Origin of the sequence: Flavobacterium sp. 90 (assembly GCF_004339525.1) — a bacterium.
In the GTDB taxonomy this organism is placed as follows: domain Bacteria; phylum Bacteroidota; class Bacteroidia; order Flavobacteriales; family Flavobacteriaceae; genus Flavobacterium.
In genome coordinates this window covers 3,614,858-3,630,725 of the sequence record NZ_SMGE01000001.1, presented here as the reverse complement: position 1 = coordinate 3,630,725, position 15,868 = coordinate 3,614,858, and the positions used below count along the sequence as shown (strand labels likewise).

The following is a 15,868-nucleotide window of genomic DNA, read 5'->3' as shown; positions in this document are numbered from 1 at the left end:
ATAAAATTAGATTTTAAATCTTTTTCTATCAGTTTCCGTCAAATAGATTTTTCTCAAACGAATAGATTTTGGTGTAACCTCTACATATTCATCTTTTTGAATGTACTCTAAAGCTTCCTCTAATGAGAAAATGATTGGAGGGATGATTCTTGCTTTTTCATCGTTTCCAGAAGAACGAACGTTAGATTGTTTTTTCTCTTTCGTTACGTTTACACACATATCATCAGCACGAGAGTTTTCTCCAATTACCTGACCTTCGTAAATTTCAGTATTTGGTTCAACGAAAAACTTACCACGATCTTGCAATTTATCGATAGAATAAGGAATAGCTTTTCCTTTTTCCATAGAAATCAATGAACCTTTGTTACGTCCGGCAATCTCTCCTTTGTAAGGCTCATACCCAATAAAACGGTGTGCCATAATAGCCTCACCAGCTGTTGCAGTAAGTAATTGGTTACGTAATCCAATAATTCCACGAGATGGAATATTAAATTTCACAATCATACGGTCACCTTTAGTTTCCATAGAAAGCATTTCTCCTTTACGAATTGTAACGAATTCAACTGCTCTTCCTGAAAGTGATTCTGGTAAATCGATTGTTAATTCCTCAATTGGCTCACATTTTTTACCATCAATTTCTTTGATGATAACTTGAGGCTGACCAATTTGTAACTCATACCCTTCTCTTCTCATTGTTTCAATAAGAACAGATAAGTGAAGTACTCCACGACCAAAAACCATGAATTTATCAGCAGAATCAGTTTCACCTAACTTCATTGCTAAGTTTTTCTCTAATTCTTTTGTCAATCTTTCTCTAATATGACGAGAAGTTACAAATTTACCCTCTTTACCAAAGAAAGGAGAGTCATTGATTGTAAACAACATACTCATTGTAGGCTCATCGATATCAATCGTTTTTAAACCTTCAGGATTTTCATGATCAGCAATAGTATCACCAATTTCAAAACCTTCAACTCCAATGATTGCACAAATATCTCCAGCAATAACTTCTTGTACTTTTTTACGACCAAGTCCTTCAAATGTATGAAGTTCTTTGATACGAGATTTAGATATACTACCATCTCTTTTTACTAATGAGATTGGCATACCTTCTTTAAGAACTCCTCTTTCAAGACGACCAATAGCGATACGACCTGTAAATGCAGAGAAATCTAAAGAAGTAATTAACATTTGTGGTGTTCCTTCAGAAACTTTAGGAGCCGGTACATTTTCAACAACCATATCCAATAATGCTTCAACATTATCAGTTACGTTTTCCCAATGATCAGACATCCAGTTGTTTTTAGCAGAACCATAAACTGTTGGAAAATCCAACTGCCATTCTTCAGCACCTAATTCAAACATTAAGTCAAAAACTTTTTCGTGAACTTCTTCAGGAGTACAGTTTTCTTTATCAACTTTATTGATAACTACACATGGCTTAAGACCTAAGTCAATAGCTTTTTGTAATACAAAACGAGTTTGTGGCATTGGACCCTCAAAAGCATCCACTAGCAAACATACACCATCGGCCATGTTCAAAACACGTTCTACTTCACCTCCAAAATCCGCGTGGCCAGGAGTATCGATAATGTTGATTTTTGTTCCTTTATATTGAACAGAAACGTTTTTAGAAGTAATAGTAATACCTCTCTCACGCTCTAAATCGTTATTATCAAGAATTAAATCACCTGTGTTTTCGTTGTCACGAAATAATTGACAGTGATACATAATTTTATCAACCAAAGTGGTTTTACCGTGATCGACGTGGGCAATAATTGCAATGTTTCTAATAGATTCCATCTGTGATTTTTAATGGGTGCAAAGGTACACTTTATTTTGATATAAAAAACGTTTCGACGATAGTTTGCGTATAGACAAGTAATTAGTTCATCACAAACAGCATTAATTTAAGTGTAATTTGAACTTTTGTTATTGTTTAATTATACTTAATTTAACTATATTTGAGTAATGAAAAGTAAAACTATCCAAATTACTCTAGTCTATATTATCATATCGTTATTTATGGCGATTGTCTGTCATAAAATACTTACTACTTACTTTTCTAAGACCGAATATTATTTAGTTTTTTTCTTTAAAGATATTTTTTTCATAATAAGTACCGCACTATTCTTCAATTACATACTATCCAAAAACGAGAAAAAAAATATTGCAGTTTTCAAGAAATTAAAAGAAACAAACGAAGAAATTAAAGAATCAAATGAAAAATATGACATTGTAGCAAAAGCAACAAGTGATACAATTTGGGACTGGAAAATCCAAGAAGACAGCATAAATTGGAACAAAGGAATAGAAGGGATTTTTGGCTACAATCCAGCCGAAGTTGGAAAGACATCAAAATGGTGGTTTGACAAAATTCATCCAGAAGACAGCATTAGAATGTCCATCAAATTATACTCTTTTATTGAGCAAAAAACAGAGAAATGGCAAGATCAATACCGTTTCAGATGCGCAGATGGAACTTATAAATATGTTTTGGATAGAGGTTTTCTATTAAAAGATGAAAGCGGAAGAGCCATCAGAATGATTGGAGCCATTCAGGATATTACAAAACAAAAAGAAGAAGAACAGCGATTAAAACTTTTAGAAACCGTAATTACACAATCCAGAGATTCAATTTTAATCACAGAAGCAAATTCAGCAGATCGTAAAATACCGCGAATCGTATATGTAAATCCAGCGTTTTCGCAAATGTCAGGATATCAATCTAATGAAATCATCGGAAAATCTCCAAATATATTCAAAGGGCCAAAATCTGACTCTGAGGAATTAAAGAAACTATTAAGAGCTATAAAAAACGAAGAAGAATGTCTAATAGAAACTATTAGTTATACCAAGAAAAAGGAAGAATACTGGGTACGATTCTCCATGATTCCAATTTTCAACAATGAAAGTGTTATTTCGCACTGGATTTCGATACAAAGAGACATCACAGACGAAAAGAAACTTGAAACAGAAAAAGAACATTTAATCCGCGAATTAACTCAAAACAATAAAGATTTAAAGCAGTTTTCTTACATCACATCTCACAACTTAAGAGCTCCACTGTCTAATTTAATTGGGCTTTTGAATCTAATTGAAGATATTCCAATAGAAAACGAAGAACTTGAAGAAATTCTGGGAGGCTTTACCAAATCAACCCATTTATTAAACGAAACCATAAATGATCTGGTAAAAGTAATTATCATCAAAGACAATCCTTCTATGCAAAAAGAAGAAGTTTCTTTAAAAGAAGTCTTCGAAAATGTATTTAGTCAATTGTCATTTCAAATTGAATTGCACAAACCAATCATCAAACTAAAATTTGATCGGGTTCCATTACTAAACACCAACAAAGCTTACATCGAAAGCATTTTACTTAATCTACTCACAAACTCGATAAAATACAAGTCAGAGAATAGAAAATTAAAAATCTCTATTACTGCAGAACAAATAGATCACAAAGCAATATTAACTTTTAAGGACAACGGAATTGGAATTGATTTAGAAAGAAACGGCGATAAAGTTTTCGGACTATATCAAAGATTTCATAATTACCCAGACAGTAAAGGACTCGGCTTGTATCTTGTAAAGTCACAGGTTGAAACCATGGGAGGAACAATTAGTATCGACAGTGAGGTCAATAAAGGCACCACGTTTACAATAACATTTAAAAATTAAAATCATGCTCGAGCAAATTCTGTGCATTGACGATGACCCTATCACGTTGATGTTATGCAAAAAAGTAATTGCAAAATCCGAGTTTTCGAATGAAATTATCACGGCTCAAAATGGAGAAGAAGCACTTCATCATTTCAATACCTTAAAATACACCAACAATAAAAACAAGGTCAATAAAAAACCTGAATTGATTTTTTTAGACTTAAACATGCCGGTTATGGGCGGATGGGAATTTTTAGACCATTTCACATCTCAAGATTACGCCGAATTTAATAAGACCGCTAATGTTATTGTTCTCTCTTCTACTATAGATCCTGACGACTTAGCTAAAGCAAAAAAATATCCTATTATAATTGATTTTCTTTCAAAACCTATTACACAGCCAATGCTAGAATATCTAAAGAAGAAAATTGATCTTTAAAAACAAATCATTTACTACACCCAAAACACTAATTACTTCTCCTTCCGGATCAGGCTTTCCGTTATTTTTTTTACTTAAAATCTTTTCAACGCACACCTGAATTCACTTTTATCACAAAAGAAAACAACCTCTATCCCTAATTCAAACCAGCAATAATCTAATCTTTTATGAGATCCAATTTGATTTCATGATAAGAAATTTCAAATTCTAAATCCCACTAAAAACCCAGATATTAAACAATATCAAAATTTACTTTTGCTTGAAATTTTAACTTCAGAAGATACCGCAAAGTTTTTTTTTAGAAATTAAATTTTACCTCTCATTACTTCTTTATCTATTTAATAATTCCTTAGAAGAAAAAAGAACCTAATCTCTTGTTTTTTTACCCAATTGAGCCATAACACGTTTCGATCTCGGAGTAATTTTACACGCCTTATTATCTAAAGCAAATTATTTCACTTTTACTACATTATCCAAAACAACAGCTTCAAACACAATTTAAAAACAGATACAAATTCCATCTGTTAAATCAACTTTAATATCAATGACTTCAAAACACACTTATTATAAATCAATTACAATAATCTAATGAAAACACATCTATATACTAATCCTGAAGAAATCTTTACTCTCGCAAGACAAACAAACATCGTAGACATTGGAGCAAACCCAATTGACGGCGACCCGCCTTATAAATCCATGTTGCAATCTGGACTTTGCCACGTTTATGGATTTGAACCACAACCACATGCACTAGCTCAACTATTAAGCGTAAAAAGCAAAAACGAAACTTATCTTCCTGATGCGATAGGAGACGGAAACCCACACACACTACATATCACCAGCGCAACAGGAATGGTTAGCCTGCTAAAGCCCGATCAGCGACAACTTGATTTATTTGAGGGATTTTCAGAATGGGGAAGAATCACTAAGGAAGAAACTATACAAACAAAAAGGCTTGACGATCTTGAAGCTATTAGCCATATAGATTTACTTAAAATTGACATTCAGGGAGCTGAATTAATGGTATTTCAAAACGGTCGACAAAAACTAAAAGAAGCAGTGTTCATACAAACTGAAGTTTCATTTGTGAACTTATATAAAAATCAAGCTTCACTTGGCGACATCGATTTAGAAATGCGCTTACAAGGCTTCATTCCTCACACATTTGTATCTATTAAAAACTGGCCTGTTAAAACCTCATGGAATAAACATCAAGGCAAGCAATTTAATCAGTTATTAGAAGCTGATATTGTTTACATCAAAGACATAGCTTACCCGGAGAACTTTACCAACAGTCAATTAATGCACATGGCTATGATCGCTCATCACATCTACAAATCTTTTGACCTTGCAGCTTGGGCAATTAAAGAACTGGAAAAACGCTCCATAATCAAAAAAGGCACATACCAATACATTAATCAGTACCAACACTAAAACAAGCACATAACAAACTATTCCCCTAAGAGAACTTTTCTAAAATAAAAAAAATCCAAATCCCAATAGTAACACTTAACTAACTTAAGCGATCGTATTGGGATTTGTTTTTTTTTATTAGAATTTCACTTAATTTTCCCATTAGACTATAAACAAAAAAAAGTCCTCTAAAAGAGGACTTTTTATATCTTTAGGAAATTGTAATTAATTACAATTTAGCAACATGTTTAGTTAATTTAGACTTCAAGTTAGAAGCTTTATTATCATGAATGATGTTCTTTTTAGCTAATTTATCAATCATAGAAATTACAGTTGATAATTTAGAAGATGCATCAGCTTTATCAGTAGCTAATCTTAACGCTTTAATAGCATTACGAGTAGTTTTATGCTGGTATCTATTAAGAACTCTTCTTTTTTCGTTACTTCTGATTCTTTTTAATGCTGACTTATGATTTGCCATTTTGTTTTAATTTTAGATGTAATAATTATTATAGATACTAGTTAAAAAAGAAAAACCTCCCACAATTGCAAAGCAATCACTTTGGTTTTAACTAATAAAACAAAAATCGAGACACCAATTTTTATTTTACAAAACTTATTCACAACTAATTTTGTAGTCTGTAAGGGAATCGAACCCCTGTTACCAGGACGAAAGCCTGGAGTCCTAACCCCTAGACGAACAGACCAATATTGTCTAAGTTTTTCTATATTTAATATAGAGGTATTATTGTAGCCCGTAGCGGAATCGAACCGCTCTTACATGGATGAAAACCATGCGTCCTAACCGATAGACGAACGGGCCATTTTAATTCTCAGTATTTCAAGAAAATTCGCAAAAAAAGTAGTAGCCCGTAGCGGAATCGAACCGCTCTTACATGGATGAAAACCATGCGTCCTAACCGATAGACGAACGGGCCTGCTTCTCTAATGCGGATGCAAAAATACAACTATTTTTAAGATGTACAATACCTGATGCAAAAAAAATTAAAAAAAATTAATATGCCTTCGCAAATAACACTCTTTTCGAAGACGGATTACCAGTAAACACGCAGGTTCCAGCCTCCTCAACAGCATCCAAAGGAATACAACGAATCGTAGCTTTTGTTAAATCTTTTATCTTCTCTTCGGTAGCAGCTGTTCCATCCCAATGTGCAGATACAAAACCTCCTTTACCGTCTAAAATTCCTTTAAATTCCTCAAAACTATTTACTTCTGTAATATGTGTATTACGATAGTCTAATGCTTTGTTAAATAAATCCGCCTGAATTTGTTCCAGCAAATCATTTATATAAGTAACAATTCCTTCACCAGAAACCGTCTCTTTTGTCAGAGTATCACGTCTTGCAACTTCAAAAGTTCCGTTTTCTAAATCTTTTGGCCCGACAGCAATTCTAACAGGAACTCCTTTTAATTCCCATTCTGCAAATTTAAATCCTGGTTTTTGAGTTGTTCTGTCATCATATTTAACTGAAATTTTCAGCTTTCTAAGTTTTGCCGTCAAATCATTAACTGCAGTTGTAATCTCTGTCAATTGCTCATCTGTTTTATAAATAGGAACAATCACAACTTGAATTGGAGCCAAATTAGGAGGCAACACCAATCCCTGATCATCAGAGTGTGTCATAACTAACGCTCCCATCAAACGAGTAGAAACTCCCCAAGAAGTTCCCCAAACGTGTTCTTGTTTTCCTTCTGCATTTGCAAACTTTACATCAAATGCTTTCGCAAAGTTTTGTCCTAAAAAGTGAGATGTTCCTGCTTGCAAAGCTTTTCCGTCTTGCATTAAAGCTTCAATACAATACGTTTCATCAGCTCCCGCAAAACGTTCTGTCTCTGTTTTAATACCTTTTACAACCGGAATTGCCATAAAGTCCTGAACAAAATCAGCATAAACATTCATCATTTTTACAGATTCTTCAAGCGCTTCTGCTTTTGTAGCGTGAGCGGTATGCCCTTCCTGCCATAAAAACTCAGCAGTACGTAAAAATAAACGCGTACGCATTTCCCAACGCACTACATTTGCCCATTGATTGATTAACAAAGGTAAATCTCTATAAGACTGCACCCATCCTTTATAAGTAGACCAGATAATTGCTTCACTAGTAGGACGAACAATAAGCTCTTCCTCTAATTTAGCGTTTGGATCCACCATAAGTTTTCCGGGTTTATCCGGATCATTTTTTAATCTATAATGCGTTACAATAGCACATTCTTTTGCAAATCCTTCTGCATTTTTCTCTTCCGCCTCAAACATGCTTTTAGGCACGAATAGTGGAAAGTATGCATTTTGATGTCCTGTTTCTTTAAACATTCTATCTAACTCCGCCTGCATTTTTTCCCAAATAGCATATCCGTAAGGTTTAATAACCATACATCCTCTAACTCCTGAGTTTTCAGCCAGATCTGCTTTTACAACCAGTTCATTATACCACTTTGAATAATCTTCTGATCTTGTTGTGAGGTTCTTGCTCATATTGAATAGTTTGGCACAAATTTTGTTTTAATAATTTTAACTAAATAGTTTGACAAAACTAACTATTTTTGTAATGTGCAACAATAAAAAACACGACAGATATGAAAACTTCTATTACTCTCCGCCAAAACTCAAGTCATTTTTACTTAATTGGATTATTGAGTTTTCTGCTAGCATCGTGTGGTTCTTACCAAAATACATCTTACCAAGATAATGACGGTGTATACGGTGGTTCCCAAAGAACGTATGCTCAAAATACTACAAACGGTACAAACAATCAATATAAGGATTATTTTAGATCATTGCAGGACGATAATCAACCAACTGAAATTTTTACAGATGTTGACAGTTATGGCAATTATGCTGAAAACGATAGTACTCAAACTACCGCAACAGCTTATCCGGCATGGGGAAGCAGTAATTCTGATGTATCCGTTAATGTTTATTCTGATCCAACCTGGTCATTAGGATTTGGTTATGGATTTGGATATCCTTATTATGGATGGGGTTACGGGGGTTACTGGGGCTACCCTGGATATGCTTGGGGATACCCGGGATATTGGGGCGGCGGATGGGGCTACCCTGGTTATTACAGACCTTACTACGGATACAATAACTACTCTTACAACTATGGAAGAAGAGGATCTGCTGCTTATTATGGCGGAAGAAACTACGGTTATGACAGAAACTATACAGGTAGAGGGAATTACAACAGAAACTACACAACAAATAGAAACTTCAACACAAATAGAAATTACACTACAAACAGAAGAGACTATACAACAAACAGATCAAACGGTTATACTGACTTTAGAAGAAGTTCTTCTGTAAACGGAAGATCATACAACTCAAATTCAAATTACACAGACAGAAGAGGTTCAACCACTCAATATAATCCTGGCGATTACAACAACAGAAGATCTAGTAGCACTACTAACTCAAACAGAAGCTACAACTACAATAATGGTAACAGCAGCCCAAGCAGAAGCTACTCTCCTAGCCCATCACGTTCTATGAATAGCGGTGGCGGCGGAAGCATGAGATCATCTGGCGGCGGTGGCGGTGGCGGAAGATCTTACGGTGGAGGCGGCGGAGGAAGAAGATAATCTCTTCTTCTCCCGTTTCAGAAATCGAAAAATCAAACTAAAACTTACCCAAAATGAAAAAAATATTATTCCTACTTATTACAGGACTAACTGTTAGCGTCTCACATTCTCAAGAAGTCTCTGATGCTATTCGCTACGCACAAGACAACATAACCGGAACAGCAAGATTTAGAGCTATGAGCGGTGCATTTGGAGCCGTTGGAGGTGATTTATCTTCTATAACTGTCAATCCTGCAGGTTCTGCCATATTTTCTAATAATCAGGTTGGAGTAACTTTTAGCAATCAATCTACAAAGAACAATTCTGACTATTTTGGCACCAAAACCAGTGAAAATGAAAACTCTTTTATCCTAAACCAAGCTGGTGCTGTTTTCGTTTTTCATGATCATAACCCAAACAACAATTGGAAAAAAATTACTATTGGAGCTACTTACGAAAACACAAAAAACTTTGACAATAGCACTTTTTCAGCAGGTACAAATCCTACACATTCTGTAGGCGATTATTTTTTAGAATTTGCAAATTACGGTAACGGAGGAGCGCCGGTGCCTTTTCAAGTTATTAACCGCAACAACAGCTTCACCAATGACTATAGAAATATAGGATCTGAATACCCTAGCGGACAATACCCAAACCTTTCAGGATATACTGCACAACAAGCCTACTTAGGCTATCAAGGATTTATCATAGATCCTGACACAAACAATCCTGGTTCGTATAAAACAAACATTCCTGCCGGCGGAAATTATTATCAGGATAATATATTAAATGAAAGTGGCTACAACAGTAAAGTAAGTTTCAATATAGCAACATCATATAAAGACAGAATTTATTTTGGAGCTAATTTAAATGTTCATGTTCTGGATTACAGAAGATCAAGCAGTTTTTACGAATCCAATATTAATGCATTGACTGGAACAGAAACGATATCTAATTTAACTTTCAACAACGACTTATACACTTACGGAAATGGATTTTCTTTCCAACTTGGAGCTATTGCTAAAGTTACAGAAGCTTTCCGTCTTGGTTTAGCTTATGAATCGAATACTTGGTATGATCTTTATGATGAAACTTCCCAAAGTTTATTCACAACAAGACAAGCCCTTAATGGACCTGAGAAAAATCTAGCCATAACTCCTGATGTTGTAAATGTTTACGAATCTTACACATTACAAACTCCGGGAAAAACAACTTTTAGCGCGGCATATGTATTTGGAAAATCAGGCTTAATTAGTGTTGACTATTCTATTAAAGATTACGGAAATACAAAATACAAACCAACTGGAGGTTTTAGAGGAATCAACGACCAAATGAGCAATCAATTAACCAGCAATGGAGAACTAAGAATTGGTGCCGAATACAAAATAAAACAATTAAGCCTTCGCGGAGGTTACCGTTTTGAAGGAAGTCCTTATAAAGACGGAACAACAATTGGAGATTTAAACAGTTATTCTGGAGGTTTAGGCTATAATTTTGGAGCTACTAAATTAGATTTAGCCTATTCATACCTAGAAAGAAAATCAAATCAACCATTTTTTGAAACAGGATTCTCTGGCGCGCCAAACATTACATCGAAACTAAATAATGTTTCTTTGACTTTATTATTTGAATTGTAATTAAGAATAAATAGATGAATTGAAATTTCCGTTAGGTCTTGCTTAACGGATTTTTTTTAGCCCTGATGGAAGCGACAACCTTTTTCTCGCTCCTTTAGCGAGGAAAAGATATAGCGGACAGCAGGATTAGCTTCATAAAAAACACGTAAAAGAAACGGAAACAAGCGGTGTTTGAATAAAAAAGTGTAATTTTGCACTCCAATTTATAAAAGTATGAGAACCAAGTCTTTAAAAAAGAACAAAATTAACGTTATCACTCTTGGGTGTTCGAAAAATGTATATGACAGTGAAGTGCTTATGGGTCAGCTTCGTGCAAACGGAAAAGAAGTTGAACATGAGGCGCCTGCAGAAAGAGAAGGAAACATTATCGTAATCAACACTTGTGGTTTTATTGACAATGCTAAAGCGGAATCAGTAAACATGATTTTGGAATATGCTGATAAAAAAGACAAAGGATTAGTTGATAAGGTTTTTGTTACCGGATGTTTGTCTGAACGTTACAGACCAGACTTAGAAAAAGAAATTCCAAATGTAGATCAGTATTTTGGTACAACTGAATTACCTCAATTACTGAAAGCTTTAGGTGCCGATTATAAACATGAATTATTAGGAGAACGTTTGACTACAACTCCTAAAAATTATGCTTACCTGAAAATTGCCGAAGGTTGCGACAGACCTTGTAGTTTTTGCGCAATTCCATTAATGAGAGGTTCTCACGTTTCGCAACCAATTGAAAAACTGGTTAAAGAAGCGCAAGGTTTAGCTAAAAACGGGGTTAAAGAATTAATTTTAATCGCACAAGACTTAACTTATTATGGTCTTGATATTTATAAAAAGAGAAATCTTGCTGAACTTCTTGAAGAATTAGCAAAAGTAGAAGGTATTGAATGGATTCGTTTGCATTATGCTTACCCTACTGGTTTCCCAATGGATGTTTTGGAATTAATGAAACGTGAACCTAAAATCTGTAACTATATAGATATTCCGTTGCAGCATATTTCTGATTCTATCTTGAAATCTATGCGTCGTGGTACTACTCAAGCTAAAACGACTCAATTATTGAAGGATTTTAGAGCTGCGGTTCCTGGAATGGCAATCAGAACTACTTTGATCGTTGGTTATCCTGGTGAAACTCAGGAAGACTTTGAAATTTTGAAAGATTTTGTTCAGGAAATGAAATTTGACAGAATGGGTTGTTTTGCTTATTCTCACGAAGAAAATACTCATGCTTATTTATTGGAAGATAATGTTCCGGATGATGTAAAACAAGCGAGAGCAAACGAAATCATGGAATTACAATCTCAGATCTCATGGGATTTAAATCAGGAGAAAGTAGGACAAGTATTTAGATGTATTATTGACAGAAAAGAAGGTGCTCATTTTGTGGGTAGAACTGAGTTCGATAGCCCGGATGTTGACAATGAAGTTTTGATCGATGCGTCTAAACATTACGTAAAAACTGGCGAATTTGTTAATATAAGAATAATAGAGGCGACAGAATTTGATTTATACGGAGAACCTGCTTAAATTTACGCTATACAATATCAATTTTAGATAAAAAACAATCTTATGAAACCTACACTATCATTCTTTCTTTTGGTTTTTACTGTATTCTGTTTCAATTCTGTTTCGGCTCAATACGGAAATGGATATAATAATGGTTACGGCGGTGGCGGTTATGGCAATAATGGCTATGGAAGAGGTGGCGGAATGGGAATGAACCGAAACATGACGGGTGGTCCGCAACAAAACACGCCAAGTAAACCTAAAGAAATTCCCGTAGAAGAAACAGCAGCTAAAATTGTTGAACAAATGAAACCTGAGGTAAATCTTGATGAACTTCAAGCAATTGCAATTACAAACGTGTTTGCAGACAGCTTAAGAGAACAAGGAATTCTTTTGAAAAATGAAAGCAGCAGTCAGGATCAAAAAATCGAGCAAATTAAAGCTTTAAGAGAAAGCACCACTAAAAAAATAACAGCCTTTTTAAATCCTGATCAAGTAGAAAAATACACTACTTTCATGAATAACTTTAAAGAAGTTAAAAAAGCTAAATCAAAAAAGAAAAAAGACTCTAAAGAAGAAACTAAAGAAATAAAAGAAGATCCAGAAGCAGCAAAAATTCAAGAATAATTGTTCAGAACCACATCTTAAAAAATCTAAGTAACCATGTCAAAAAAACATTTTTGTTATCTGATTTTAGCAATTATTATTACTTCTTGCTCTACAAATCCTTATAAAAACACTGAAAAAGCTTACGATCAGCAGCTTAAAACTTTAGAAAACCAAATTACAAGTAAAGATCCACAAGCAATTCCTCCTATTCCTCCTGTTGTTATTGACACTTCTTATGCATCTCAATTAGGGATCGTAAAAGATACTTTATCAAAAACAGGATCTACTTATTTGCAAAATGGAGTAAATACAGAATGGGTTGGTACTGTAAATTTTAATTTAAGAAAACCTAGTTTTATTATTTTACACCATACGGCGCAAGATTCTATCCAGCAAACCATTAAGACTTTTACCCTAACAAGAACACAAGTAAGTGCTCATTATATTATTTCTGAAAACGGAAAGGTGGTTCAGATGCTTAATGACTATTTAAGAGCCTGGCATGCAGGCGCATCAACTTGGGGTAAAAACACTGATTTGAATTCTTCTTCTATTGGAATTGAGCTTGACAATAATGGTTTTAAACCTTTTACGGAAGCACAAATTAGCAGTTTGGTTGCTCTTTTGACAAAATTGAAAAAAGAATACAATATTCCAACGCAAAACATCTTAGGTCATTCGGATATTGCTCCTGGTAGAAAACAAGATCCAAGTGCTTTATTTCCTTGGAAAACTCTTGCTGAAAAAGGTTTCGGAATCTGGCCGGATCAGGTTCTTGAAGAAGCTCCTTTTGACTTTAAAATTGAACAGGCTTTGAGAATTATTGGTTTTAATACTAAGAATCTCTCGGCTGCAATTATGGCGTTTAAATTGCACTATATTCAAACTGATGTAACGCCTACTCTGGATAGAAAAACAATAGATACTATTTACTCGATCTACAAGAAACAAGTTCAGTAAAAAGTATTTACAAAAAGATATAAAAAACGCATTTCCGGAAATCTGGAAATGCGTTTTTCTTTTATATGGCATTCTTGTTTTTATTACTATGTAAACAATAGTCTATGAATATAGAACGAGGTGTATATTTGCATTTAATTTGCACAGAATTAGAACATTCCATAGTTTATGAAAGGTTGCCACAAATTACACGAATTTTCACGAATTGTTTTTGTGCATATTCTATACTTATTCTATACTTATTCTATACTTATTCTATACTTATTCTATACTTATTCTATACTTATTCTATACTTATTCTATACTTATTCTATACTTATTCTATACTTATTCTATACTTATTCTATACTTATTCTATACTTATTCTATACTTATTCTATACTTATTCTATTCTTTATTTTATCCAGTTTGTAATTAACCATTCACACACAGTAATTTGTGAAATTCGTGGCAAAAGAAAATCTATTCAATCCTAAAATCAGTGGCAAAAGAAAATCTTGTTCCAATAAAAAAGCTGCCAAAACATTAGTATGTTTCGACAGCTCCAAAAAAAAAAAAAAAAATATCAATCTTTATCTCTAGAAAGAGTATGTTGTAGCAATTAATCCGAAGAATGATCCTCCTGTTGGATTAGCATCTTTGTCTAAAAAAACATCTTCTGATGCTGCGTCGTATCTAAACTCTGGAATTATAGTTAGTTTTCCAACTTTATAATTCAATGAAATTGTATTTGCAAAAACGCTTGTTCCGGCAACTGTACCTAAACTTGCTGCTGCATCTTTGGCATCAAAATATTCCATTCTGTATGCTAAACTCAAAGATGGTTTGAAGGCGTAATTAGCATATCCTACTAATGAAAACCACTCTCCATCTAAATCGCTGTCGAAATCATTTTTAGTTTTAGCATAAGTTGCATTAAATCCTAAAGCAAAAGCATCTGTTATTGTTTTTGATGCCACAAAATCGATTTGCGATTTATTCTCATTAGATGGCACCACCACAGTTCCCGGAGTAGGATTTGTACTTCCTGAAGTAAAATTCAAGTAAGCACTTCCTGTCTCACCCACATATCCTAATTGACCTATATATGTTTTTTGAGTAGAACCCGCGTCCATCGCTGATTTAAAATCAGTAGGATTTGTGATACCAAACATAGCGGTAAATTTTCCTGATGTATACTGCGCTTTTACCCCTGTATTAAAGAACGGTCCGTATGAAAATGCATATGACATACTGTAGTTTTTATTTCCTACAGCGTCTAATACTTCATAGCCAATGTGTGTTCCGAAACTACCTGCTACTACTTTGAATTTATCTGTAATTTGATATGTAAAGAACAATTGTTTTATTAAAAATTTAGAATAAATATCTTTATCTGTTGTTTCATTATAAGAGAACTCTCCTGCTCTTTTTCCGAATCCTAAATCGACAAATACAGAAGCTTTTCCGAAAGTATGTCCTGCCTGAACTGATGCCATTCCTAGTTCAAATGAATCCTGAGAGTTGGTAAAGCTCGTTAATCCGTTCATTTGTTTTGAAAAATCATATTTATAATAAGCATCTGCTGATCCGCTCCAAGTTGTTGCTGGCGAAACTGGTGTTTCAGTATCATCTTGGGCAAAGGCAAAAGAACTCGTTAACATCGCGGCAAAAATGTGTAATACTTTTTTCATGGTTTAATTGGTTTTTAGTTATTAATTGATTTTGGTTAGTTAATCTTTTATATATCTATTTAACAGTATATGTCATTTCTAAAACCTTCACATTCTCTTCTTAAAACCTCTTCATCTTCATCAGCGAATTTATTAACTTTTGTATGAGTAGAACAATTCAAATCTATTTTTTTGCCGTTTTACAGCGAGAATTATGGATTACAAAAATTATTTTAACAATAATCGTGATTTGACATTATAACAGATTTATTTTTGAAAATTCAACAACACGCTTTTACACAAAACCTCTAAAAAAAATCAACATACATCAAAAAATATCACACAAACAATCAAAAAACACACATAAAAAACATTTTAAAAATACACACCCCTATAAAAAATAGGGG

The 15,868-nt window shown here is 33.9% G+C and carries 12 protein-coding genes and 3 tRNA genes; 8 read left to right on the top strand and 7 right to left on the bottom strand.

Going from position 1 to position 15,868, the window contains the following annotated elements:
* Positions 1-6 precede the first annotated feature (6 nt).
* Entirely contained in the window at positions 7-1,803 is a 1,797-nt protein-coding gene (gene typA / locus C8C83_RS15265) for a translational GTPase TypA (protein WP_121329290.1), read from the bottom strand.
* Between the two features lie 168 nt (positions 1,804-1,971).
* Here typA and C8C83_RS15260 point away from each other — a divergent pair, with 168 nt between their 5' ends.
* The 3 genes from C8C83_RS15260 to C8C83_RS15250 all read left to right on the top strand — a co-directional run bounded on the left by C8C83_RS15260 (position 1,972) and on the right by C8C83_RS15250 (position 5,539).
* The gene (locus tag C8C83_RS15260; protein ID WP_121329289.1) at positions 1,972-3,681 is read left to right on the top strand and encodes a PAS domain-containing sensor histidine kinase; all 1,710 of its coding nucleotides are present in this window, start codon (positions 1,972-1,974) and stop codon (positions 3,679-3,681) included.
* Between the two features lie 4 nt (positions 3,682-3,685).
* A complete protein-coding gene (locus C8C83_RS15255) occupies positions 3,686-4,102 on the top strand; it encodes a response regulator (protein WP_099709090.1) in 417 nt (138 codons plus the stop codon).
* A 588-nt stretch (positions 4,103-4,690) separates the two neighbouring features.
* On the top strand, positions 4,691-5,539 hold the full coding sequence (locus tag C8C83_RS15250; RefSeq protein ID WP_121329288.1) for an FkbM family methyltransferase: 849 nt from the start codon (positions 4,691-4,693) through the stop codon (positions 5,537-5,539).
* A 208-nt stretch (positions 5,540-5,747) separates the two neighbouring features.
* Here C8C83_RS15250 and rpsT read toward each other — a convergent pair whose 3' ends face one another.
* The 5 genes from rpsT to proS all read right to left on the bottom strand — a co-directional run bounded on the left by rpsT (position 5,748) and on the right by proS (position 8,012).
* Positions 5,748-5,999, bottom strand: coding sequence for a 30S ribosomal protein S20 (rpsT, locus tag C8C83_RS15245; RefSeq protein WP_017495211.1), 252 nt, complete (start codon positions 5,997-5,999; stop codon positions 5,748-5,750).
* Between the two features lie 154 nt (positions 6,000-6,153).
* Positions 6,154-6,225 (bottom strand) — tRNA-Glu (locus C8C83_RS15240).
* 44 nt (positions 6,226-6,269) lie between these two features.
* Positions 6,270-6,341, bottom strand: a tRNA-Glu gene (locus tag C8C83_RS15235).
* A gap of 43 nt (positions 6,342-6,384) precedes the next feature.
* Positions 6,385-6,456: transfer RNA gene (locus C8C83_RS15230), tRNA-Glu, on the bottom strand.
* 77 nt (positions 6,457-6,533) lie between these two features.
* Positions 6,534-8,012, bottom strand: a complete 1,479-nt coding sequence (proS, locus tag C8C83_RS15225; protein ID WP_121329287.1) for a proline--tRNA ligase — start codon at positions 8,010-8,012, stop codon at positions 6,534-6,536.
* 101 nt (positions 8,013-8,113) lie between these two features.
* Between proS and C8C83_RS15220 the strand changes: the two genes are divergently transcribed.
* The 5 genes from C8C83_RS15220 to C8C83_RS15200 all read left to right on the top strand — a co-directional run bounded on the left by C8C83_RS15220 (position 8,114) and on the right by C8C83_RS15200 (position 13,809).
* Positions 8,114-9,118, top strand: coding sequence for a hypothetical protein (locus C8C83_RS15220; protein WP_121329286.1), 1,005 nt, complete (start codon positions 8,114-8,116; stop codon positions 9,116-9,118).
* 53 nt (positions 9,119-9,171) lie between these two features.
* Positions 9,172-10,734 carry an outer membrane protein transport protein gene (locus C8C83_RS15215; protein ID WP_121329285.1) on the top strand — a complete coding sequence of 521 codons (1,563 nt, stop codon included), beginning with the start codon at positions 9,172-9,174 and terminating at the stop codon, positions 10,732-10,734.
* Between the two features lie 213 nt (positions 10,735-10,947).
* Positions 10,948-12,261: a 30S ribosomal protein S12 methylthiotransferase RimO gene (gene rimO / locus C8C83_RS15210; protein ID WP_099709094.1), complete on the top strand. Its 1,314-nt coding sequence runs from the start codon at positions 10,948-10,950 to the stop codon at positions 12,259-12,261.
* Between the two features lie 42 nt (positions 12,262-12,303).
* On the top strand, positions 12,304-12,867 hold the full coding sequence (locus tag C8C83_RS15205) for a hypothetical protein (protein ID WP_121329284.1): 564 nt from the start codon (positions 12,304-12,306) through the stop codon (positions 12,865-12,867).
* A 36-nt stretch (positions 12,868-12,903) separates the two neighbouring features.
* Positions 12,904-13,809: an N-acetylmuramoyl-L-alanine amidase gene (locus tag C8C83_RS15200; protein ID WP_121329283.1), complete on the top strand. Its 906-nt coding sequence runs from the start codon at positions 12,904-12,906 to the stop codon at positions 13,807-13,809.
* A 578-nt stretch (positions 13,810-14,387) separates the two neighbouring features.
* Here C8C83_RS15200 and C8C83_RS15195 read toward each other — a convergent pair.
* The gene (locus C8C83_RS15195; RefSeq protein ID WP_121329282.1) at positions 14,388-15,482 is read right to left on the bottom strand and encodes an outer membrane beta-barrel protein; all 1,095 of its coding nucleotides are present in this window, start codon (positions 15,480-15,482) and stop codon (positions 14,388-14,390) included.
* Positions 15,483-15,868 lie beyond the last annotated feature (386 nt).

Coding starts and splice junctions, on each gene's coding strand:
- typA (WP_121329290.1), bottom strand. CDS start 1,803: ATGGAATCTATTAGAAACATTGCAATTATTGCCCACGTCGATCACGGT.
- C8C83_RS15260 (WP_121329289.1), top strand. CDS start 1,972: ATGAAAAGTAAAACTATCCAAATTACTCTAGTCTATATTATCATATCG.
- C8C83_RS15255 (WP_099709090.1), top strand. CDS start 3,686: ATGCTCGAGCAAATTCTGTGCATTGACGATGACCCTATCACGTTGATG.
- C8C83_RS15250 (WP_121329288.1), top strand. CDS start 4,691: ATGAAAACACATCTATATACTAATCCTGAAGAAATCTTTACTCTCGCA.
- rpsT (WP_017495211.1), bottom strand. CDS start 5,999: ATGGCAAATCATAAGTCAGCATTAAAAAGAATCAGAAGTAACGAAAAA.
- proS (WP_121329287.1), bottom strand. CDS start 8,012: ATGAGCAAGAACCTCACAACAAGATCAGAAGATTATTCAAAGTGGTAT.
- C8C83_RS15220 (WP_121329286.1), top strand. CDS start 8,114: ATGAAAACTTCTATTACTCTCCGCCAAAACTCAAGTCATTTTTACTTA.
- C8C83_RS15215 (WP_121329285.1), top strand. CDS start 9,172: ATGAAAAAAATATTATTCCTACTTATTACAGGACTAACTGTTAGCGTC.
- rimO (WP_099709094.1), top strand. CDS start 10,948: ATGAGAACCAAGTCTTTAAAAAAGAACAAAATTAACGTTATCACTCTT.
- C8C83_RS15205 (WP_121329284.1), top strand. CDS start 12,304: ATGAAACCTACACTATCATTCTTTCTTTTGGTTTTTACTGTATTCTGT.
- C8C83_RS15200 (WP_121329283.1), top strand. CDS start 12,904: ATGTCAAAAAAACATTTTTGTTATCTGATTTTAGCAATTATTATTACT.
- C8C83_RS15195 (WP_121329282.1), bottom strand. CDS start 15,482: ATGAAAAAAGTATTACACATTTTTGCCGCGATGTTAACGAGTTCTTTT.